This window comes from Dactylosporangium maewongense (assembly GCF_039531485.1).
GTDB lineage: Bacteria > Actinomycetota > Actinomycetes > Mycobacteriales > Micromonosporaceae > Dactylosporangium > Dactylosporangium maewongense.
This window is the reverse complement of sequence record NZ_BAAAQD010000008.1, coordinates 328,266-349,675: the sequence shown is the minus strand read 5'-3', so window position 1 is coordinate 349,675 and position 21,410 is coordinate 328,266. Positions and strand designations below refer to the sequence as shown.

Annotated in this window: 16 protein-coding genes and 2 pseudogenes; 3 read left to right on the top strand and 15 right to left on the bottom strand. The window is 71.6% G+C overall.

Features of this window, described 5'->3' with window-relative positions:
• The first annotated feature begins 93 nt into the window (after positions 1 to 93).
• Complete coding sequence (locus ABD332_RS22300; protein ID WP_344503940.1) at positions 94 to 834, top strand: LON peptidase substrate-binding domain-containing protein; 741 nt, start codon at positions 94 to 96, stop codon at positions 832 to 834.
• Between the two features lie 398 nt (positions 835 to 1,232).
• Here ABD332_RS22300 and ABD332_RS22295 read toward each other — a convergent pair whose 3' ends face one another.
• Both ABD332_RS22295 and dnaE read right to left on the bottom strand, forming a co-directional pair.
• Complete coding sequence (locus ABD332_RS22295) at positions 1,233 to 2,366, bottom strand: DUF2567 domain-containing protein (protein WP_344503939.1); 1,134 nt, start codon at positions 2,364 to 2,366, stop codon at positions 1,233 to 1,235.
• A gap of 128 nt (positions 2,367 to 2,494) precedes the next feature.
• Positions 2,495 to 5,989: pseudogene (gene dnaE, locus ABD332_RS22290) on the bottom strand (DNA polymerase III subunit alpha); the annotation flags it as partial.
• Positions 5,990 to 6,036: 47 nt separating this feature from the next.
• On the opposite strand from dnaE, the gene ABD332_RS22285 reads away from it, so the two are divergent.
• A complete protein-coding gene (locus ABD332_RS22285) occupies positions 6,037 to 7,383 on the top strand; it encodes a transaminase (protein WP_344503938.1) in 1,347 nt (448 codons plus the stop codon).
• Here ABD332_RS22285 and ABD332_RS22280 read toward each other — a convergent pair.
• Together ABD332_RS22280 and ABD332_RS22275 are read right to left on the bottom strand one after the other, a co-directional pair.
• A pseudogene (locus tag ABD332_RS22280) lies at positions 7,371 to 8,354 on the bottom strand (MinD/ParA family ATP-binding protein); the annotation flags it as partial. The gene ABD332_RS22285 and the pseudogene ABD332_RS22280 overlap by 13 nt on opposite strands.
• A gap of 238 nt (positions 8,355 to 8,592) precedes the next feature.
• A complete protein-coding gene (locus ABD332_RS22275) occupies positions 8,593 to 9,393 on the bottom strand; it encodes a hypothetical protein (protein WP_344503937.1) in 801 nt (266 codons plus the stop codon).
• 99 nt (positions 9,394 to 9,492) lie between these two features.
• On the opposite strand from ABD332_RS22275, the gene ABD332_RS22270 reads away from it, so the two are divergent.
• Entirely contained in the window at positions 9,493 to 10,980 is a 1,488-nt protein-coding gene (locus ABD332_RS22270) for a glycosyl hydrolase family 18 protein (protein WP_344503936.1), read from the top strand.
• Between the two features lie 58 nt (positions 10,981 to 11,038).
• On the opposite strand, the gene ABD332_RS22265 is transcribed toward ABD332_RS22270, so the two are convergent.
• From ABD332_RS22265 to ftsZ, 11 genes are all read right to left on the bottom strand, one after another.
• The gene (locus ABD332_RS22265; protein WP_344503935.1) at positions 11,039 to 11,962 is read right to left on the bottom strand and encodes an RluA family pseudouridine synthase; all 924 of its coding nucleotides are present in this window, start codon (positions 11,960 to 11,962) and stop codon (positions 11,039 to 11,041) included.
• A complete protein-coding gene (gene lspA, locus ABD332_RS22260; RefSeq protein WP_344504034.1) occupies positions 11,955 to 12,560 on the bottom strand; it encodes a signal peptidase II in 606 nt (201 codons plus the stop codon). Before lspA ends, ABD332_RS22265 begins: the two co-directional genes overlap by 8 nt.
• A gap of 14 nt (positions 12,561 to 12,574) precedes the next feature.
• Positions 12,575 to 12,988: a TraR/DksA family transcriptional regulator gene (locus ABD332_RS22255; protein ID WP_344503934.1), complete on the bottom strand. Its 414-nt coding sequence runs from the start codon at positions 12,986 to 12,988 to the stop codon at positions 12,575 to 12,577.
• 383 nt (positions 12,989 to 13,371) lie between these two features.
• Positions 13,372 to 14,874 carry a potassium/proton antiporter gene (locus ABD332_RS22250; RefSeq protein ID WP_344503933.1) on the bottom strand — a complete coding sequence of 501 codons (1,503 nt, stop codon included), beginning with the start codon at positions 14,872 to 14,874 and terminating at the stop codon, positions 13,372 to 13,374.
• Positions 14,871 to 15,161, bottom strand: a complete 291-nt coding sequence (locus tag ABD332_RS22245; RefSeq protein WP_344503932.1) for a DUF167 domain-containing protein — start codon at positions 15,159 to 15,161, stop codon at positions 14,871 to 14,873. The genes ABD332_RS22250 and ABD332_RS22245 overlap by 4 nt, the downstream gene beginning before the upstream one ends.
• 1,214 nt (positions 15,162 to 16,375) lie before the next feature.
• Positions 16,376 to 17,143 (bottom strand): hypothetical protein, encoded by a 768-nt coding sequence (locus ABD332_RS22240; protein ID WP_344504041.1) that lies wholly within the window; start codon positions 17,141 to 17,143, stop codon positions 16,376 to 16,378.
• A gap of 214 nt (positions 17,144 to 17,357) precedes the next feature.
• Entirely contained in the window at positions 17,358 to 18,149 is a 792-nt protein-coding gene (locus ABD332_RS22235; RefSeq protein ID WP_344503931.1) for a DivIVA domain-containing protein, read from the bottom strand.
• Positions 18,150 to 18,198: 49 nt separating this feature from the next.
• Positions 18,199 to 18,504 (bottom strand): YggT family protein, encoded by a 306-nt coding sequence (locus tag ABD332_RS22230; RefSeq protein ID WP_344503930.1) that lies wholly within the window; start codon positions 18,502 to 18,504, stop codon positions 18,199 to 18,201.
• Between the two features lie 18 nt (positions 18,505 to 18,522).
• Positions 18,523 to 19,260 carry a cell division protein SepF gene (locus tag ABD332_RS22225; protein WP_344503929.1) on the bottom strand — a complete coding sequence of 246 codons (738 nt, stop codon included), beginning with the start codon at positions 19,258 to 19,260 and terminating at the stop codon, positions 18,523 to 18,525.
• Positions 19,261 to 19,387: 127 nt separating this feature from the next.
• Positions 19,388 to 20,089: a YggS family pyridoxal phosphate-dependent enzyme gene (locus ABD332_RS22220; RefSeq protein ID WP_344503928.1), complete on the bottom strand. Its 702-nt coding sequence runs from the start codon at positions 20,087 to 20,089 to the stop codon at positions 19,388 to 19,390.
• Positions 20,090 to 20,148: 59 nt separating this feature from the next.
• Complete coding sequence (ftsZ, locus tag ABD332_RS22215) at positions 20,149 to 21,252, bottom strand: cell division protein FtsZ (protein WP_344503927.1); 1,104 nt, start codon at positions 21,250 to 21,252, stop codon at positions 20,149 to 20,151.
• Positions 21,253 to 21,410 lie beyond the last annotated feature (158 nt).

Sequence of the window (21,410 nt, the reverse complement as noted above, 5' to 3'; positions counted from 1 at the left end):
CGGACCGTTCCGGTCTGCCTCATTCGACGCTCATCTGTTTCGCAGTAGCCGTCACGGTGCGGCAAACGGGGTCCGCTCGGCTAGGCTTCGCCCGTGGAGGAAGCGAACGAACCCGAGCGGACCCTCCTGCCGCTGTTCCCTCTCGGCACCGTGCTGTTCCCGGGGCTGGTCCTGCCCCTGCACGTGTTCGAGCCCCGCTACCGCACGCTCGTCCAGCACCTCGCGGAGCTGCCCGCCGACCTCCCGCGCGAGTTCGGCGTGATCGCGATCCGCCGCGGCTGGGAAGTCGGCCGCGTCGAGGGGGAGGCCGGAGAGACCACCGACGCGTCGATCACCGCCGGCGAGGCCCTGTCGCTGTACGAGATCGGCTGCGCCGCCGAGATCCGCCAGCTGACCGAGCTCGCCGACGGCCGCTTCGACCTCATGACCGTCGGCCGCCGCCGTTTCCGCCTGCTCGGCCTCGCCCGCAACGACGCCCCGTACCTCACCGGCGAGATCGAATGGCTCCCCGAGCCGAAGGGCGAACCCGACCGCGAGGAGGAACTGGCGGCCGGCGTCCTCGCCGCGTTCCAGCAGTACCTGAAGGCGGTCCGCAGCGACGAGGACGGCGACGGCGAGCAACTGCCCGACGACCCGACCGTCCTGTCACACCTGGTCGCCGCCACGGCGTCGCTGACCCTGGAGGACCGGCAGTCACTGCTCGCCGAGCCCGACACGACCAGCCGCCTGAAAGCCGAACGCGCCCTCCTCCGCCGCGAGGCCGCCCTCCTCGGCCAGGTCCGCGCCGTCCCGGTCGCCCTGTCCGACCTGGCCGTCCCCTCCAGCCCGAACTAACCCCCGCAGCCCCTACGCCGCCAGCCTCGCCCGGACACGGCACGAGGACGGCGACAAGCCAGGCCGAAGGCAGGGCCGTTCCCGAGACCACGGACAGGGCCGCGCAAGGACGGGATGACTCGGACCGTAGCCAGTGCCGCTCCGAGACCACGGACGGACGGAAACGAGTCCGCCCCCGAAGCGGTGCCCAGCCCAAGGCCAGGGACAGGACCAGGCCGAACCCGCGCCCGCAACACGGGACGATGACGGGGATGAGCCGGACCTGAGGCGGTGCCGAGAACGGGCGACCACGAACGGGCACGACCCGAGGACGGGGAGGTGGCTCAGCGTCGGGGTTGGGCTCTCGGGGCTGGGGATGCGGACCGGGTCGGGCTGGGTCGTGTCGGGTCGGGTGCGGATCAGGTCGGGTCGGGTGCGGGTGGGGTCGAGGCGCCAGGCGGGGCGGCGTCGTGTTGGCCTGCGGAGGTCTGGGCAGCCGCACCGGACGGACCGGAGGCGGGCTTGCGGAGGTCGGGGCGGCCCGGTGCGGGATCGCCGTGTGGCTGAGGGGTGGGCTGACCACCAGCGGTCGGGGTGCCGGTGCTGGACTGGGTGCCGGTGGGCGGGGCGGGCCACGGTGAAGGGCTTGCTGGAGACTCGCCCCCGGTGGTGGGTTGGCTGAAGGAGGCGTCGGTCGGGGGGCCGCCGTGGCCGGGATGCGGATAGCCGGGGTGCTCGGGGGCGGGCCAGGGCTGAGCGGGCTGATCGAAGCCGTGCTGGGCGGCGGGGCCGGGGTAGACGGGGCCGGGCCGGGCAGGGTCGAGTGAGCCGAACACGGGATGGGCGGGGCCGGCGTAGGGGCCCACGTTGTCCGGGTCGCCGGCGTAGGGGCCGCCGCCGTCCGGGTAGCCGGCGTAGTACGGGTCGCCGGTGGGCACGTCCGGGTCAGGGTCGTGGGTCAGGGTGGGCGACGTGTGGAAGCCCGCGAGGCACGTGTACACCACGGCGGCCACGAGGGCCTGGATGAGCAGGGAGCCGCGGACCCACGGGACGAAGCCGTGCCACAGGCTGGCCTCGCCGGCGCGGACCTTGGCGGGGCGGAAGATGTGGGTGTCGACGGGGGCGTGCTCGGCCAGGTCGAGGTAGTGCGCATAGCCGATCTTGTTGCCGAGCCACGCAGCCAGGGCGGCCGCCGCGGCCGAGCCGACGACGAGGCCGGCGAGGATGAACGGGCCCCGGTAGCGGCGCAGGATGACCCAGGCGGCGACGGCGATCAGAATCCCGGCCGCCGCGCCGAGGATCATGAACCAGCCGTCGTCGGCGAAGTAGCCTTCGGGCTCGCCGTCGATGGGATAGGGGCCATACGGCGTCTGAACCAGCTCCACCTTCGGCGCGATCCACGACCACAGCAGGCCGACGGGGGCGCCGAGCGCGACCACCACGGCGGCGACGATCAGGCCGAACAGGGCCTCCAGCCCGAGTGACCGGCGCCGCGGCGGGGACGGCTTGGGAAGCTCCGGCTGGTCGATCGGCTCGATCGGGGCGATGCTCACCATCCCATCCTGCCAGGCCCGGCGCCGGCGCCCCGACCCGTGCCGCCGCCCGCGGGCACACCGCCCGCCGGGCCACCGCCGGGAGGCACATCGTCGGTCGAACCGCCGCCGGCGGGCACACCGCCGCCGGGCACCGCGGCCGGCCCCAGCAGCGACGTGAGCTCCCGGAGCAGCTCGGCGGTGACCGTGACCCGCTGCGGCCCGATCGAGATGAGGGTGCGCCTCGGGCCGTTGACCAGGTCGACCTGCACCTCGGTGGGGCCGGGATGCCGGCCGACGACCTCCCGCAGCCGCTCGACGAGCGGCGTGGTGCACCGGTCCGGCGGCAGGGAGAGGACCAGCGGCCCGTCGGCGGGAGCGGCCGGGGCGGTCAGGTCGGGGACGGACAGGTCGCTGGCCATCAGGCGGGGCGCCTCCTCGCGGCGGTCGACGCGACCCTTCACCGACACCACCGCGTCCTCGGCGATGTACTGCCCGATCAGCTCATACGTGTTGGGGAAGAACATCACCTCGACGGCGCCGTCCAGGTCCTCCAGCGTCGCCGACGCCCACGGGCGGCCCTGGCGGGTGACGCGGCGCTGCACGCCGGAGAGGATGCCCGCGAGGATCACGGACGTGCCGTCGGGCACGGTCTCCTCGTCGGCGAGGGCGGCCACGGAACGGTCGGCGGAGCGGCGCAGCACCTCCTCCAGCCCGCGCAGCGGGTGGTCGGAGACGTAGAGGCCGAGCATCTCGCGCTCGAAGGCGAGCCGCTCCGCCTTGTCCCATTCGATGGCGGGGACGGGCGGCGACGCGACGAGGGCCGCGGAGCCGAACAGGTCGAACTGGCCGATGGCCTCGTTGCGCTTGGTGATCATGACGGACTCGACGGCGTCGGCGTGGACGGCGATCAGGCCGCGCCGGGTGTGGCCGAGGGAGTCGAAGGCACCGGCCTTGATGAGCGACTCGATCGTCTTCTTGTTGCACACGACCTGGTCGACCTTGGCGAGGAAGTCGTAGAAGTCGGTGTACGGCCGGGCGCGCACGATCGCCGCGACGACCGCCGGCCCGACGTTGCGCACGGCGCTGAGGCCGAAGCGGATGTCGGAGCCGACGGCGGAGAAGCGGCCCTGCGAGGCGTTGACGTCGGGTGGCAGGACGCGGATGCCCATCCGGCGGCACTCGGCGAGGTAGAAGGCGGAGCGGTCCTTGTCGCCGCCGATCGAGGTGAGCAGCCCGCTCATGTACTCGGCGGGATAGTTGGCCTTCAGGTACGCGGTCCAGTAGGCGACGAGCCCATAGGCCGCGCTGTGCGCCTTGTTGAACGCGTAGTCGGAGAAGGGCACGAGCAGGTCCCACAGGGTGCGGATCGCGTCGGCGGAATAGCCGCGCTCGCGCATGCCGGCGGAGAACGGCGCGAACTCGCGGTCGAGGATCTCCTTCTTCTTCTTGCCCATTGCGCGGCGCAGCAGGTCGGCGGCGCCGAGGGAGTAGCCGGCGACGCGCTGCGCGATCGCCATGACCTGCTCCTGGTAGACGATCAGGCCGTAGGTGTCGCCGAGGATGTCGGCGAGGGGCTCGGCCAGCTCGGGGTGGATCGGGGTGACGGGGCGGCGCCCGTTCTTGCGGTCGGCGTATTCGTTGTGCGCGTTGGCGCCCATCGGGCCGGGCCGGTAGAGCGCGCCGACGGCGGAGATGTCGGCGAACGCGTCGGGCGCCATGGAGCGCAGCAGGGCGCGGACGGGGCCGCCGTCGAACTGGAAGACGCCGATCGTGTCGCCGCGGGACAGCAGCTCGTAGGTCGCCTTGTCGTCGAGCGGCACGCTCTCCACGGCGAGGTCGACCCCCCGGTTCTGCCGGATCGCGTCGAGGGCGTCGTCGAGGATGGTGAGGTTGCGCAGGCCGAGGAGGTCCATCTTGAGCAGGCCGATGTCCTCGCACGCGCCCATATCCCACTGGGTGATGATCGCGCCGTCCTGCTCGCGGCGGTGGACGGGCAGCACGTCGAGCAGCGGCTCGCGGGACAGGATGACGCCGGCGGCGTGCACACCCCACTGCCGCTTGAGCCCTTCGAGGCCGCGGGCGGTGTCGACGACGGTGCGAACCTCCTGCTCGCCCTCGTAGAGCCGGCGCAGCTCGGCGGCCTCCTGGTAGCGCGGGTGGGCCTGGTCGAAGGCGCCGCTGAGCGGCATGTCGCGGCCGAGCACCGGCGGCGGGACGACCTTCGTGATCCGCTCGCCGACGGAGAACGGCAGGCCGAGGACCCGGGCCGAGTCCTTGATCGCGGCCTTCGCCTTGATCGTGCCGAACGTGATGATCTGGGAGACGCGGTCGTCGCCATAGCGCTCGGTGGCGTAGCGGATGACCTCGCCGCGGCGGCGCTCGTCGAAGTCCATGTCGATGTCGGGCATGCTGACCCGCTCGGGATTGAGGAACCGCTCGAAGAGCAGCCCGTGTTCGAGCGGGTCGAGCTGGGTGATGCCGAGCGCATACGCGATGAGGGCGCCGGCGGCGGAGCCGCGGCCGGGACCCACCCGGATGCCCTCGCGGCGGGCGTGGGCGACGAGGTCGGCGACGACGAGGAAGTAGCCCGGATAGCCCATGCTGCTGATCACGGACAGCTCATAGTCGGCCTGGCGGGAGTGGTCGGCCGGGATCCCCGCCGGGAAGCGCCGGGCCAGGCCGCGCAGCACCTCGGCCCGCAGCCACGAGTCCTCGGTCTCGCCCTCCGGCACCGGGAACCGCGGCATGAGGTCGCGGTGCGCGAACACCGGCGCGTAGGAACCGATGCGCTCCGCGACGGCGAGGGTGGCGTCGCAGGCGCCGGGCACCTCGGCGTCCCACAGGGCGCGCATCTCGCTGGCGGACTTGAGGTAGAAGTCGCGGGCGTCGAACTTGAACCGCTTCGGGTCGGCGAGGGTCGTCGCGGACTGCACGCACAGCAGCACCTCGTGGGCGTCGGCGTCGCCGGGGTGCGTGTAGTGCAGGTCGTTGGTGGCGACCGGGGTCAGGCCGAGCCGCTTGCCGAGCCGCAGCAGGTCCTGCCGGACGCGGGTCTCGATGCCGAGGCCGTGGTCCATCAGCTCGAGATACAGGTTGCCGGGGCCGAAGATGTCGCGCAGCTCGGCGGCGGCGGCGCAGGCCCGCTCGAAGTCGCCGATGCGCAGCAGCGTCTGCACCTCGCCGGAGGGGCAGCCGGTGGTGGCGATCACCCCGCGCGAATACTCGGCCAGCAGCTCACGGTCGGCGCGCGGCTTGTAGAAGTAGCCTTCGATGCTGGACCGCGACGACAGCCTGAACAGGTTGCGCAGCCCGGTCTCGTCGGCGGCGAGCATGGTCAGGTGCGTGTACGCGCCGCCGCCGGAGACGTCGTCCTCGCCGCCGGCCGCCCAGCGGACCCGGGTGCGGTCGCCCCGGTGGGTGCCGGGGGTCAGATACGCCTCGATGCCGAGGATCGGCTTGATCCCGGCGGCGACGGCCTGCCGGTGGAAGTCGTAGGCACCGAACATGTTGCCGTGGTCGGTCATGGCGAGCGCGGGCTGGCCGAGCCGGGCCGCCTCGGAGAACAGGGACCCGAGCCGGGCGGCCCCGTCCAGCATCGAATACTCGGTGTGCACGTGCAGATGTACGAACGACTCCCCCACGTCGCAGAACCTATCCCCGGGGTACGACACTTTGCGAGACTCGCAGCATGATCGACCGTGACCGTCTGGGCGCACTGTTGCGCCGCGAGCGAGCCGCCTTCGCCGACCGTAACCCACGCTCCGCCGAGGAGTACGCGAACGCCGGGAACCTGTTCGGCCGCGTCCCGATGACCTGGATGAACAAGAACGCCGCCGGTTTCCCGCTCTACCTGGCCACGGCCCGGGGCGCGACGCTCACCGACGTCGACGGTCACGAGTACACCGACTTCTGCCTCGGCGACACGGCCGCCATGGCGGGGCACGCCCCGGAGGCGACCCGGAAGGCGGCGCAGGAGCAGTTCGCGAACGGCGCCTGCGCCATGCTCCCCACCCCGGACGCGGCCTGGGTGGGCAAGGAGCTCACCAGGCGGTTCGGCGTCACCGAGTGGAGCTTCGCGCTCACCGCCACCGACGCCAACCGCTGGGCCATCCGCCTGCTGCGCGCCGTCACCGGACGGCCGAAGATCCTCTTCAACAGCTACTGCTACCACGGGTCGGTCGACGAGTCGCTGATCGTGACGAGCGACCAGGGCCCGCGCAGCCGCGAGGGCAACGTCGGCGCCCCCTGCGACGTCACCACCACCAGCCGGGTCGCGGAGTACAACGACCTCGAAGGCCTCGAGCGCGAGCTCGCGCACGGCGATGTCGCCGCGGTCGTCATGGAGCCGGCCCTGACCAACATCGGCATCGTGCTGCCGGAGCCGGGCTACCTCGAAGGCGTGCGGGAGCTGACGCGGAAGTACGGCACGTACCTGGTCAACGACGAGACCCACACGTTCTCCGCCGGCCCGGGCGGCGCCACGGGACGCTGGGGGCTGGAGCCGGACGTGGTCACGATCGGCAAGGCGATCGGCGGCGGCATCCCGGCGGCCGCCTACGGGCTCTCCACCGAGATCGCACGGCACATCGGTCAGCGAACGGACCTCGACCTCATCGACATGGGCGGCGTCGGCGGCACCCTCGCCGGCAACGCGCTGTCCATCGCCGCGACCAGGGCGACCCTGGAGCACGTGCTGACCGACGAGGCGTTCACCGGGATGGAGCGCCTCGCGGAGCGGTTCGAGGCCGGCACGAAGCAGGTCATCGACGCGCACGGCCTGCCGTGGTCGGTGAGCCGGCTCGGCGCCCGCGTCGAGTACCGCTTCGCGAACCCGGCCCCGCGCAACGGCACCGACAGCGCGAAAGCCGCGGACGCGGACCTTGAGGACTACCTGCACGTGTACCTGGCGAACCGGGGCATCCTGCTCACGCCGTTCCACAACATGGCGCTCATGTCACCGGCCACCACGGAACAGCAGGTGGATCAGCACGCCGTCGTGTTCGGCGCGGCGATCGAGGAGCTTCAGCGCGCGTAGGGGTCCATCATCACGGCCGCCGCCCGCAGCCACGCGCGCTTCGTCGCCGGCGCCAGCATCGTGTACTCGATGTTGGAGCCGCTCTCGAGCGCCGGGTCGTACGGCACGACGACGACGGCTCTGGTCCGGGAGCGGAAGTGCCCGGCCAGGTCGTCGATGAGCGGCGTCGGGTTGGGCGTCGGGCAGGACAGCAGGGTCACCGCGTTGGCGACGAGCTCGTCCATGCCGGCCTCGTCGAGCAGGTCGAGCATCCAGTCGGCCGTGAACGCCGCGTCCTCCCGCGGGACGCTGGTCACGACCAGCTGGTCCGCGGTCTGCAGGACGGTCTGCCAGTTGGGGCTCTCCACGTTGTTGCCGGTGTCGACGCAGATCACGTCGTGGGTGCGGCGCAGCAGCTCCAGGACGCGGCGCACCGTGTGCGGGTCGAGCCGCTGCGCGAAGCGCGGGTTCTCCTCGCCGGCGAGGACGTCGTACGAGCCGTCCGAGGCGTGCCGCAGGTAGTCGTCGAGCTGGTCGTACAGGTCGTAGCCAGAGGCGTTCTCCACCCGGACGAGGTCGGCGATGAGGTGCCGGATGGTGCGGGCGTGCCGGGCGCTGCCGGCGCGCAGGCCGAGGGTGCCGCGCAGCTCGTTGTCGTCCCAGGCGATGACGCCCTTGCCGCGCACGCTGCCGATGGTGGCGGCGGTCAGCACGGTCGCGGTGGTCTTGTGGACCCCGCCCTTCGGGTTGGCGAAGGCGAGGACCTTGGGGGTCGGGATCTCCTGGCGCAGGACCTGCACCATCTGCTCGGTCGGGTCCGCCGGGCGGGCTTGATACTCCACCTGAGGACCTCGACGACTCTCATAGGGGTCGACGACCCGACGCTGCGACGGAGCGTCGGCGAGGGGGCGCGTGCCGTTGGGATGCATTGGCTCGTCATCGTAGGGCCGCGCGGGCGGATATGGGGCGCTGGGGCGCTCGAACCTTCCGTCGTAATCCAGATCACCCGGGCTTGACCGGCCGAGCAGGGCCCGGTCCAGCAGCGAGCGCCAACGGGCGGGCGGCTCCGACGACCTGTCCCAACTGGCATCGGCCCGCTCTGCCACGCTGGCCCTCCCTCCGCACCGCAGCGTCCACCCGTACCCCAGGCTACGGACCGAACACTATTCGGACCACACCTGCGGGAGCATCCCCTGCATCAACTGCACGACAGGCCGAAGAGATATCGCCTCAGGACGGACCGGCCGACGCGGAGGCGGCCGACAGAGGCCCCGCGACCTGTGCCTGCTCTGGCAGCGGCGGCAGGAACACCGTCCGGTCGAGGCGGCGCAGGTCGGTGATCGGATCGACGGCGCGGGTCTCCGGGCGGGCCGCGACGGCCCGCAGCCCGGCCGGCGCGGCGTAGATCACCGCGGCGTAGACGCACGAGCAGTGCTCCCGGTACGCGGTCGCCTCCTTGTCGGCGATGATCGCCCCGTCGAGGTACACGGCACGGACGTCGCCGGGCTGGTCGGCGGCCTTGTCGAGCAGCTGCCGGTAGTGCGCGGCCTCCCCGGTCTTGCGGGCGGCGGTCGCGTCCATCGCCTTCACCACGTCGGAGGGCACCTCGTAGGCGCCGAGACGGACCAGCTCCGTCTGCTCGCCCGGCAGCGGCACCCGCGCGAAGACACTCGACAGGGCGACACCCGAGAGCACCGGGGTCAGCCGGTCGGGGCCGAGGTACGCGGTGAACGACACCAGCGCGTACACGGACTGTTCACCCGTGAGTGCGGCCAGCTCGTCGGCGGAGCTCCGCACGTACACCGGGATCGAGCCGCCCTCGTCGACGCCGACGCGCAGCACGTCGCCCAGGGAGGGGTCGCTGCGCTGGTGCCGCTGCGCGCCGTGGACGACCAGCAGGGTCGCCGTGACCGCGACCAGCGCGACCACGGCGGTGAAGACGCGCAGGCGGACGGCGCCCCGGAACAGCCGGGCGAGGACGTTGCCGGCGGCGGGGAGCAGCCGCTGGTCGAGCCGCTGGAAGAAGTTCATCGCGCGTCGAGCGTCGCACAGGCAAGTTGCACGCCTCTTGACAGGGGTGACCAGTGAAGACTATCTATCAGGAAGGTTTCCTAATAGAAAGGTGCCTTCGTGAGAGCTCCCGCCATCGCGACCGCCGTCGCCGCCCTCGGTGCCGCCGTCGCGTTCATGGTCGCCGCCCCCGCCCAGGCGGCCGCCACGCTCCCCGCCCACGTGTTCGCCCCGTACTTCGAGGCGTACAACGGCGACAGCCTCAACGGGCTGTCCCAGCAGTCCGGGGTCAAGCACCTGACCCTGGCCTTCGTCCAGACCGCGACCCGCGGCTCATGCACCGTCTACTTCAACGGCGACACGTCCATGCCGATCGCGAACTCGACGTTCGGCGCCGACATCGCCGCGATCCGCGCCCGCGGCGGCGACGTCATCCCCAGCTTCGGCGGCTACGCGGCCGACAACGGCGGCACCGAGATCGCCGACAGCTGCACCGACGTCAACCAGATCGCCGCCCAGTTCCAGAAGGTGATCACGACGTACGACGTGACCCGCATCGACCTGGACATCGAGGACAACTCGCTGACCAACACCGCGGGCATCGACCGGCGCAACAAGGCGATCAAGCTGACCGAGGACTGGGCCGCCGCCAACGGCCGGACCGTGCAGTTCCAGTACACGCTGCCGACCACCACGACCGGGCTCGCCCCCAGCGGCCTCGCCGTGCTGCGCAACGCGGTCACCAACAACGCCCGGATCGACTACGTCAACCAGATGACGTTCGACTACTACGACAACCAGCCGCACCAGATGGCCCAGGACACGATCACCGCGTCCAACGGGCTGCACACGCAGCTCGGGCAGCTGTGGCCGGCCAAGACGGCGGCGCAGCGGTGGGCCATGATCGGCGTCACCGAGATGATCGGCGTCGACGACTTCGGCCCCGCCGAGACGTTCACCCTCGCCGACGCCCGTACCGTGCTCAACTGGGCCAACCAGCAGGGCATCGCGGCGCTGTCGTTCTGGGCGCTGCAACGCGACAACGGCAGCTGCCCCGGCGGCGCGGCGGCCGACAACTGCTCCGGCATCCAGCAGCAGACCTGGGAGTTCTCCCACATCTTCAACCCGTTCACCAGCGGCGACAGCGGCCCCGGCTCGCCCAGCCCGTCGGTGTCGAAGAGCCCGAGCACCAGCCCCAGCACGAGCCCGAGCACCCCGCCCGGCAGCGGCATCGTCAACGGTGGCTTCGAGACCGGTGCCCTGAGCCCGTGGACGTGCGCGCTCGGCAGCGTCGTCACCACCCCCGTGCACGGCGGCACGAAGGCGCTCAAGGCGGCCGCGTCCAGCTCGGACACCGCGCAGTGCTCGCAGACCGTCGGCGTGTCTGCGAACCGCACGTACACGCTGAGCGCCTGGGTGCAGGGCAACTACGCGTTCCTCGGCGCCACCACCGGCACCGGCGACGTGAGCACCTGGACGCCGGGCGGATCGACCTGGACGAAGCTCACCGTCACGGTCAACACGGGCAGCTCCACCTCGATCAAGGTGTGGGTGCACGGTTGGTACGGCACGGGCACGATCTACGCCGACGACGTCACCCTCGTGTAGCACTGTCTTCGCCAAGAAACCTGACCGCCGCGGTTCATCCACGGCCGGACCACGGCGGTCAGGCCGCGAGGACCTCCAGGGCGTTGCTGAGGTCCTGCGGGTAGTCGCTGACGAACGACACGTACTCGCCCTCACGCGGGTGGATGAAGCCCAGCTCCCGTGCGTGCAGCCACTGCCGCCCCAGCCCCAGCCGGGCCGACAGCGTCGGATCCGCGCCGTACGTGGTGTCACCGACGCACGGGTGCCGCAGCGCGGAGAAGTGCACCCGGATCTGGTGGGTGCGCCCCGTCTCCAGCTTGACGTCGAGCAGGCTCGCCGACGGGAACGCCTCGATCGTGTCGTAGTGCGTGATGCTCGGCCGGCCGCCGGAGACGACCGCGAACTTGTAGTCGTGGCCGGGATGCCGGTCGATCGGGGCGTCGATGGTGCCGCGCAGCGGGTCCGGGTGGCCCTGGACGACCGTGTGGTACCGCTTCTCGACCTCGCGGTCCTTGAACGCCCGCTTCAGGATGCTGTAGGCCATTTCGCTCTTCGCGACGACCATGAGCCCGGTGGTGCCGACGTCGAGGCGGTGCACGACCCCCTGGCGCTCGGCGGCGCCGCTGGTCGCGATCGTCAGCCCCATCGCGGCGAGCCCGCCGATGACCGTCGGACCCGTCCAGCCGGGGCTCGGGTGCGCGGCGACACCGACCGGCTTGTCGACCACGACGATGTCGTCGTCGCTGTACACGATGCGCAGGCCGTCGACGGGGATGGCCTCGACCGTGACCTCCGACGGCGGCGCGGGCAGGGTCACCTCGAGCCAGGCGCCACCGGTGACCTTGTCGGACTTCGCGCGGATCTGCCCGTCGACGGCGACGTCACCCGCCTCGACCAGCGCCGCCGCCACGGTCCGGCTGAAGCCGAACAGCCTGGTGAGCGCCTGGTCCAGGCGGCTGCCGTCGAGCCCGTCGGGGACGGGCATCGACCGGGTCTCACGCATCGCTGGGGTCCTTGCCGACCCGGCCGCTGGGCCCGTAGCCCAGCGAGAGCGGGTTGGACTCGGCGGGCTCGCCCTTCCCGGCCCGGGTGCCGTCGCGGCGGCGGCCCGTGAACTCCAGCAGGATCGCCAGCGCCACGCCGACCGTCAGCGCCGAGTCGGCGATGTTGAACACCGGGAAGTGCCCCGCGTGGTCGTCGAGGAAGCTGAACATGTCCACGACGTGCCCGTGGAACGGCTTCGGCGCCCGGAAGATCCGGTCGCCGAGGTTGCCCGTGGCGCCGCCCAGGATGAGGCCGAGCGCGACCGCCCATGGCACAGAGACGGTCGTGCGGACCATGACGAGCAGCCAGGCGATCACCGCCGAGGCGATGATCGGGAAGACCCACGTCAGGTCGCTGAACATGCTGAATGCCGCGCCGCTGTTGCGGGCGTAGATCACATAGATCAGGCCGCCGAGCAGCTTCACCGGCTCGCCGTGCGCGATGACGGAGGTGGTCCACTCCTTCACCGCGAGGTCGATGCCGATCACCACGACCGCGACAGCGCCGAACAGGCTCCAGGCCTTTCGCCGGCTGCCGCGGGGGGTGGTCGTGGTGATGTCGTCCTGGGTGGTCAGCGCCGCTCCTCCAACTGCTTGCAGGTGACGCAGAGCGTAGCCGACGGGAACGCCGCCAGCCGCTCGACCGGGATCGCGTTGCCGCACTTCTCACACCAGCCGTAGCCGCCCTCGTCGAGCCGCTCCAGGGCCCGCTCGACCTGGTTGACCCGCTCGAGGATGTTGTTGGCGAGGGTGATCTCCTGCTCGCGCTCGAACGTCTTGGTGCCGGTATCGGCCTGGTCGTCGCCCGCCGAGTCGGTGAGCCGGTGCTGCTGCAGCTCGGCGATCTCGGCCAGGGTCTGGTCGTGCTCCGCCTTGAGCTCGTCGCGCCGCTCGATCAGCGCGACGCGGATCTTCTCCGTCTCCGCGGCGGTGCGCGTGCCACGGGCCTTGGCTGCGGCGGTCTTCGGTTCGGCGGTCTTGGCCATCGTGGCTCCCTTGGCCGCACGAGCGGCGATCGGCGACGTGTTGGATGTGGTGCCTGAGCCGCCCGCGTCGTCCGCAAGCCCCCCAGTGTTGCCGCGCTTGCTCTGCGCCGACGTGGTGCTGTTCCCCCGAGCCGCCGCTTGCCGAGTGCCGCGTTTCTGTGCTGTTGTCACAGTGGTCACACGCGTCACATCAGCGGCGTCATGCTGCCCGGCGGTGCTCGCGGACGTGCCTTTCGGCACGCCACCCGCTCGCTCGGCCATGGCTTCCCCCAGATGCAAAACGGGCGCGCGACGCGCCGTCGCGCACTCCAGTGGCTGGCAAGAATACGGAATGTACACGCGTCCGACAAACATGCCACACGCATTCCGACCAATTGGATCAGTTATTGGCGCCGATCCTCGCCATGTTCGGCAAACCAGCGCGCAAGTCTTCCTCGCCTGCTCACCGCTCGCAGCCTGCGCTCCGCCGCGTCACGCACCTGCTCGGTGGCGACGATCAGCAGACTGTCGCGGGTCTTGAGGCGGGTCTGCGATTCCGGCACGAACGCGCCGCCGTCGCGAAGCACCAGCGTCACGACCGCACCGACAGGCAATCGTAGCTCGTCCACGTGCACGCCGTTGAGCTTCGAGCCGACCGGCACCTCAAGCTGCAGCAGGTCAGCGCCCATCCGCTCCAGCGGCGCCGACTCCACCTGCAGGTCGGTCGTCTCGCCGGGTGCCGCCACGCCCAGCCGCTTCGCGACCGGTGGCAGCGTCACCCCCTGCACCGCCGTGTAGACCACGACCAGCACGAACACGACGTTGAACAGCGTCTGCGCGCCCGGCAGGCCGGCCGACAGCGGGATCGTGGCGAGCACGACCGGGACCGCGCCGCGCAGCCCCGCCCACGACAGGAACGCCTGGTCGCGCCAGCCGTACCGGAACGGGGTGACGCTGACCAGCACCGACAGCGGCCGCGCGAGCAGGATCAGCACCAGGCCGACGACCAGCGCCGGCAGCACCGCGGCGCCGAGCTCGCTGGGCGACGCGAGCAGGCCGAGCAGCACGAACAGCCCGATCTGGGCGAGCCACGCCAACCCGTCCGCGAAACCGAGCATGGCCCTGCGGTGCGGCAGCCGGGAGTTGCCGAGCACGACACCGGTCACGTACACCGCCAGGAAGCCCGACGCGTGCGCGACGGAGCCGACCGCGTACGCCAGCACGGTCAGGCCGACCGCGGCCAGGGGGTACAGGCCGGCGGACGGCAGCGCGGCGCGGCGCAGCGCCCAGGCCCCGCCCAACCCGACGACGAGCCCGATGACGGCGCCGGCGAGCAGCTCGTAGCCGACCAGGCCCAGCTGCTCCCACCACGGGCCGGTGACCCCCTCCGGCAGCGACAGCAGCACGACCAGGATCACCACCGGCGCGTCGTTGATGCCGGACTCGGCCTCCAGGATCGCGGCGAGCCGCGGCCGGACCGGCATCCTGCGCAGCGTGGAGAAGACGGCCGCGGCGTCCGTGGAGGACAGCACCGCCCCGTACAGGAGCGACTGCTGCCAACCGGCGCCGAGCGCGAAGTGCGTGATCACGCCGACCACCGCCACACTCACCGCGACGCCCACCGTCGACAGCACCACGGCCGGCCCCAGCACCGGACGCAGCGTCGACCAGCGGGCCGTCAGACCACCCTCGGCGATGATCACCACGAGCGCGCAGATGCCGAGGGTACGGGTGAGCTCCGCGTTCTCGAAGTTGATGCCGAGCCCCGCCTCGCCGATCACGACACCCAGCAGCAGGTACACCAGAAGGCTGGGCAGACCGAGCCGCACCGACAGACGCACCGCACCCACGCAGACCAGCAGCACCGCCGCGCCGATGAGCAGCGCCAGGTTGAACTCGTGGCTCAATGCGAGGGGTCCATCAGCGCGGCCAGCCGTGCGGCGTGCCCCTCCGGCAACGTCTCGGGCAGCTCCACGAGCTTGTCCCGACTGGCGGCGCCCGCCTTCAGCCGCAGCGCCGACGGCCGCAGCCCCAGCGCGCCGGCGAGGGCCTTCAGCGCGGCCTCGGTGGCCTGCCCGTCAACGGGGCGGGCGCCGACCGCGACGATCAGCGCCGGGCCGTACGGTCCGGCGTGGCTCCCGCCGACCGCGGTGCGCGAGGCACCCGGCTTGACACGGATCGCGATGGTGGGCATGCCCTATTGTGAAGGTTCACCCGTTCGTGGGCGATCGACCAGACCGGTGGATCATCACCCGGACCGGTCACCTCTCACCACCCGCCACCCGCAGCTACTTTGCCGCTACTTAAGGTAATAACTCCGAGATCAATTTCTCCCGATACGTTACGGTGTAGGACAAGGCCGCCGTCACCGCCGAGGTCCCCGACGTGCCCCGCGAACGACGCCCCTGCCGGGTCCGTCGCCCCCAGCACGACGACCAGGCCAGCCACGGACGCCTCGCCCGCACGGCCGCCCGCGCGTAAGCACCCGGTCGCGGCGCCGGCCAGGCCGGCTCAGCCGGGGGCGAGCAGGCAGGCCGACGGACGCCTCACCCGAGGTCGTCTACGCGTCAGCGCCCGGGCGTCCAGACCGGAGCGTCCAGGCCCGAGCCTCCAGGTCGGGGTGTTCAGCCCGGAGCGTCAGGGCCGGGGTTGTTCAGGCCGGGGTTGTTCAGGCCGGGGTTGTTCAGGCCGGGTTGTTTTCAGGACAGGGTGGTCCTGGCCAGCCAAGCCGGGACGACCAGGCCGGCCTACGGACGCCTCTCCCGCAGGTGCTTGCGTGGTCGCCTGCGTGGAAGTGCCTGGCCGGGGACGACCAGGCTGCCCTGTCAAGACGACCAGGCTGGCCCGCGGACGCCTCGCCCGGAGTCGTCCCGCGCCCGCCCCACCGTCACCCCGTGGGCGCCGAGGTCCCGCCGCGCGGAAACGCCCAGCCGGGCACATCTGGATCGTCCGGCGGTAGGCGTGATCCGCCCCTCCGGGTGTCCGAGCACATGCCGGGCCGGTCGACGACGGCCGGCCCGGTCGGTCGGTCGGCCGGCCGGCCGGCCGGTGAGCGTGCCCAGAGCCGGGAGCCGGTGAGCGTGCCCAGCCGGGAGTCCGACGGCCGGAAGCCCAGCCGGGTCCGATCGCCGGAGGCGTCCAGGCGGCTCCGATTTCCGTGGCGGGCCCAAATGCAGCGGACGTCCGCCTGGGTCGCGCGGGACGAAAGTGCGCCGGCCTGGGCCGCGGCGTGCGCCGAAAGAAACGAGCGGGCAGGTCAGAGGTCAGGCGCGGCCGCGGTCCGACGGCCGGGAGCGCCCAGCCTGGTCCGGCGTCCGCGGCAGGCCCGGTGGAGTGAACGCCTGGGGCCGAGCCGGACGGATGTCCGTCCGGCTCGGGCCGCGGCGTGCGCCGAAGAAGGGCGAAAGGTCAGGCGCGGCCGGCGAGGACGGCGTCGTTGGGTTCGCAGACGCTGCAGGGGGTGAAGCCGAGCTCGACGGCCTCGCTGATCGGCAGTGGCTCGCTCTCCCGGCCGAGCAGGTGCACGCAGCCGCGCACGTGGTAGCGGGGGCGGCCGTCGATGACCAGGACCTCGTCCTGCATCGTGGCGACGCGGGCCATGTCGGCGGGTGACGACGGCTGGATCGGGGGCTCGTCCTCCGGGTCCTCGTCGTCGAACTCCTCGCCGTCGACGGACCATTCGCCGTCCGGGGAGGCCGGGTAGTCGTCGTACGGCTGCTGCGGCACGACCGGCTCGTCGCGGACGGGCGGCGTGATCGCGGTCTCGTCGACGGGCGGCACGTTGGCGTCGGTCCGCCCACTGTCCGCGAGCCGGGCGGGGCCGCCTGAGCCGGAGCCGGAACCAGCACCGGAACCAGAACCGGCGCCGCGGCCGTACGTGGTGCCGCCGGTGGACCGGGCGCCGGCGCCGACGGGCTGGCGGGCCTCGCGGGCGCTGTCAGCGTCCAGGCGGGACTCGAACGGGTCGTAACGCTCGTCGTTGGGCACCTGCCGGCCGGTGCGCACGGTGCGGGACGAGCGGGCGGCGGCGGCCTGGCGGCCACCGACGATGAGGGCGACCGCCGCGAGGAGGCTCGCCCCGATCGACGCCACCAGCAGGGCGTCAGCGCCTTGCAGCAGGCCCACCACGAGCAGGCCCACGGCCACGACGATCAGCAGCAGACTTCCGACGATCACGGCCTACCCCTCCGCAAGCTGAGCCCGGCAGATGCTGCGCAACGGTCCCGGGCGAGTGTCTCTCAGCCCGTACAACGAACGAGACCCCGGATAGCGACCGGCGCCCCAGCCGAATTTCGACTGGGGCGCCGCGTGTCGCATTGACCGGCGTGTCAGTGCTCTGTGCTGGTCACCCTCATGAGCCGCCGAGGTTGCCGAACTGAAAGCGGAGGGACTAGCGTCCCGCGCCCTCGTAGCCACCCGAGAGGCCCGCCGCGGCGAGACCGGTGCCACCGGTCGCGGCACGGGGCGCGGCCTCGTTGCGGGCGGCCATCTCGGCCTCGAGGCTCTGCTCGCGGCCGGTGAGGTCGCGCAGCTGGCTCTCCAGGTAGGCCTTCAGACGGGTCCGGTACTCCCGCTCGAACTGCTTGAGCTCCTCGATGTGCTTCTGCAGCGCGGTGCGCTTGGCGTCGAGACCGCCCATCGCCTCCTGGTGCCGCTGCCGGGCGTCGCGCTCCAGCGCGTCGGCCTTCGCGCGCGCGTCGCGGGTGACCTCCTCGGCCTTGGTGCGGGCGTCGGAGAGCAGCTTGTCGGCCTCGCGGCGGGCGTCGGACACGTGGTCGTCGGCGGTGCGCTGGGCCATCATCAGGACGCGGAGCGCCTGCTGCTCGCCGTCGCCGCCGGCCGGGCCGCCCTGCGAGCGGATCTGGTCCAGCTCCTGCTGCATGCCGCGAGCGGCCTGCTCGGCGGACTGCTTCTCCCGCTGGACGCGCTCGAACTGCGTCTTGAGGTCGGCCAGCTCCGAGGCCAGGCGCGGGTCGCCGCCGCCGCTGGGACCGGCGGGGGCGCGACCGCCACCACCGCGTTCGAGCTGCGCGCGCAGCTCGTTGTTCTCCTCGATCAGACGGGCGAGCTCGCGCTCGACCTCGTCGAGGAAGGCGTCGACCTCCTCCTCGTCGTAGCCCCGTTTACCGATGGGGGGCTTCTTGAAGGCGACGTTGTGGACGTCGGCCGGGGTCAGCGGCATCGAAACTCCTCGGGTCAGTTGCGGCCGCGTGGCCGCCGATCGGGGCGAGTCACGAGAACACCTCGATCAGTTGCCTTACCACGACGTTCATCAGCACGAACAGGATAACCAGCAGCACAAGCGAAGACAGGTCCACGGCCACGGTACCAATACGCAGCGGACGGATCACCCGCCTCAACGCTTTGAGCGGCGGATCGGTGACGCTCCACACCACTTCGAGCGCTGCCGCCGCGCCCCGGCCCGGTTGCCAGCGGCGGCCGAACTGCATCACATAGCCCATGACAAAGCGAGCGAGGAGCACCACCAGGAACAGGTAGAGCAGCAGATACACGATCTGCAGGGTGATGGACACCACGGCCGTTGAGTCCTCGCATCAGCTCTGGTTGAAGAACCCGCCCTCGGCGATCTTAGCTTTGTCCTCTGCGGTGACCTGGACATTTGCCGGAGAGAGCAGGAAGACCCGGTTGGTCACCCGCTCGAAGTTACCACGCAGGCCAAACACCAGTCCTGCCGCGAAGTCGACCAGTCGCTTCGCGTCGGCCTCGTCCATTTCGGTGAGGTTCATGATCACCGGGTGGCCGTCACGGAAGTGCTCGCCGATGGTCCGGGCCTCGTTGTACGTCGTGGGGTGCAGCGTCGTGATCGCGTAGCGGCGGTCGTCGGCCTCTTCCTCGACCACTGTCCGCTCCCTCGTCACCGGCTGCGGCGCGATCGCCAGGTTGTCTCGTGTCGGGTAGCTGACGGTCGTGGGCCGCGTGATCGAGCGCACGGTGCTGCGGCTCGCGGCGGCGGCGTCGCGCTCGGCCGCGGAGAGCCGCTCGGCCGCCGTCAGGCGCTCCGAGGTCGTCATCCGCTCGGCGGCGGCGAGGCGCTCGGACGCGGTGAGCCGCTCCGAGGAGGAGGTGGAGAGCCGGTCCGACACGGAGAGCCGGTCCGACACGGAGAGCCGGTCGGACGTCATGCGGGCACGCGGCGCCGGCACCTCGTCGACGTCGTCCTCGTCGTCGGCGAAGTCGTCACCGTAGCCCCGGTAGTGACGGTCGTCGTAGCCCCGCTCGTCGTCGTCCTCGACGAGCCCGAGCCATACACCCGCCCTGCGCAGAGCACCCATGCGCGCTCCTCCGTCCACCGCCATGCGGCACTTCCCCCCGTTGTCGGTGCCACCGATCACGATGGTGTGACACCGCCCCGCCGGCGCAGAACCACACCCGTGTAGTTTTTCCGTTCCCGCGGTCAGGCTACCCCAGTGGGGGTCGATTTCCGAGCAATGCGCTACCGACACGAACATGTGTCGAGCCGTGCGAAATCGCGGATTCGAGGTCGTCGCTCATGCCGGCGGAAATCCAGTCCGCGTCCGGAAAGGAGATCCGCAGGCGGGCGGATACGGCGGCGAGTCGCTCGAATGCCGCGTCCGGATCCCATCCGAGCGGCGCGACGGCCATCACACCTTTGAGTGTCAAAGCGGGGCTCGCCGCGATTGATTCGGCCACCTGTTCGATAATTCCGGTGACGGCGCCGCCGCGGTGCTCGTCGTCGTCGAGGCTCACCTGCACGAGCGCGCCCAGCGGCGTGTCGCGTCCGGCCCGCACCGCGGCGTCCGTCAGCGCGTCCACCAGCCGCAGGCTGTCCACGGAGTGCACGACCGACGCGTACGAGGCGACCGAGCGCGCCTTGTTGCGCTGCAGCTGACCGATGAAGTGCCAGCGCAGCTCGGCGGGGCACGCGGAGGCCTTGGGGGCGGCCTCCTGGTCCCGGTTCTCCCCCACGTCCAGCACGCCCAGCGAGGCCAGGCGGGTCACGTCCTCGGCGGGGTACGTCTTGGTGACCGCGACCAGGGTCACCTCGTCGGCGGCCCGCCCGGCGGCCCTGCAGGCCGACGCGACCCGGGCGCGGACCACAGCCAGGTTGTGTTCGATCTCCGCGGTCCGTGCGTCGCCCACGTGGCCCTCCGAGCATGCGAAACGAATCGGGTGGGCCCCGGAGGACCCACCCGATTCTTTCAGGCGCCGTTCTTCAGGAAGTCCGGCACGTCGACGTCGTCGAACAGCACCCGCCGGGGCGGCGGCGGGGCCTGGCGCTCGACCGGGGCCGGCTCCTTCGGCTGGTGGTGGTGCTGCGGCCGCGGGGCGCGGGCCTCGACCGGCCGGTAGGCCGGCGCGCCGCCGTCGAACCCGGCCGCGATCACCGTGACGCGCACCTCGTCGCCGAGCGCGTCGTCGATGACCGCACCGAAGATGATGTTGGCGTCGGGGTGGGCCGCGTCGGTGACCAGCTGCGCCGCGTCGTTGATCTCGAACAGGCCGAGGTCGGAGCCACCGGCGATGGACAGCAGCACCCCGCGCGCGCCGTCCATGCTCTGCTCCAGCAGCGGGCTGGAGATCGCCGACTCGGCCGCCTCGACGGCCCGGTTGTCACCGCGCGCGCTGCCGATGCCCATGAGGGCACTGCCGGCTCCGCTCATGACGCTCTTCACGTCGGCGAAGTCGAGGTTGATCAGGCCGGGCGTGGTGATCAGGTCGGTGATGCCCTGGACACCGGAGAGCAGGACCTGGTCGGCCTGCCGGAAGGCGTCCATCATCGAGATGCCCCGGTCGCCGAGCGCCAGGAGCCGGTCGTTGGGGATCACGATGAGCGTGTCGCACTGGTTGCGCAGCTCCTCGATCCCGGCCTCGGCCTGGACCTGCCGGCGCTTGCCCTCGAACGAGAACGGCCGGGTGACCACGCCGATCGTCAGCGCGCCGAGCTTCCGCGCGATGTTCGCCACCACCGGCGCGCCGCCGGTGCCCGTGCCGCCGCCCTCGCCACAGGTGACGAAGACCATGTCGGCGCCCTTGAGCACCTCTTCGATCTCGTCCCGGTGGTCCTCGGCGGCGTTCTTGCCCACGTCGGGGTTGGCGCCGGCGCCGAGCCCGCGGGTCAGTTCCCGGCCGACGTCGAGCTTGACGTCGGCGTCGCTCATCAGCAGGGCCTGGGCGTCGGTGTTGATCGCGATGAACTCGACGCCCTTGAGGCCAACCTCGATCATGCGATTGACGGCGTTGACCCCGCCGCCGCCGATGCCGACGACCTTGATGACCGCGAGATAGTTGTGCGGATGTGTCATCGGACTGCCTTTCCTTTCGAGGTTGGCGAGCGCCGATCCTTCCCGGAGCCGTCAGACTGGTGTAGCCCGGCCCCGCGACGGGCGGCGTCCGCCATGCAGACGCACTGGATGTGGGTCCCGCAAACCCTCACCCTTTACTAGAGGCTTATAGTTATGTC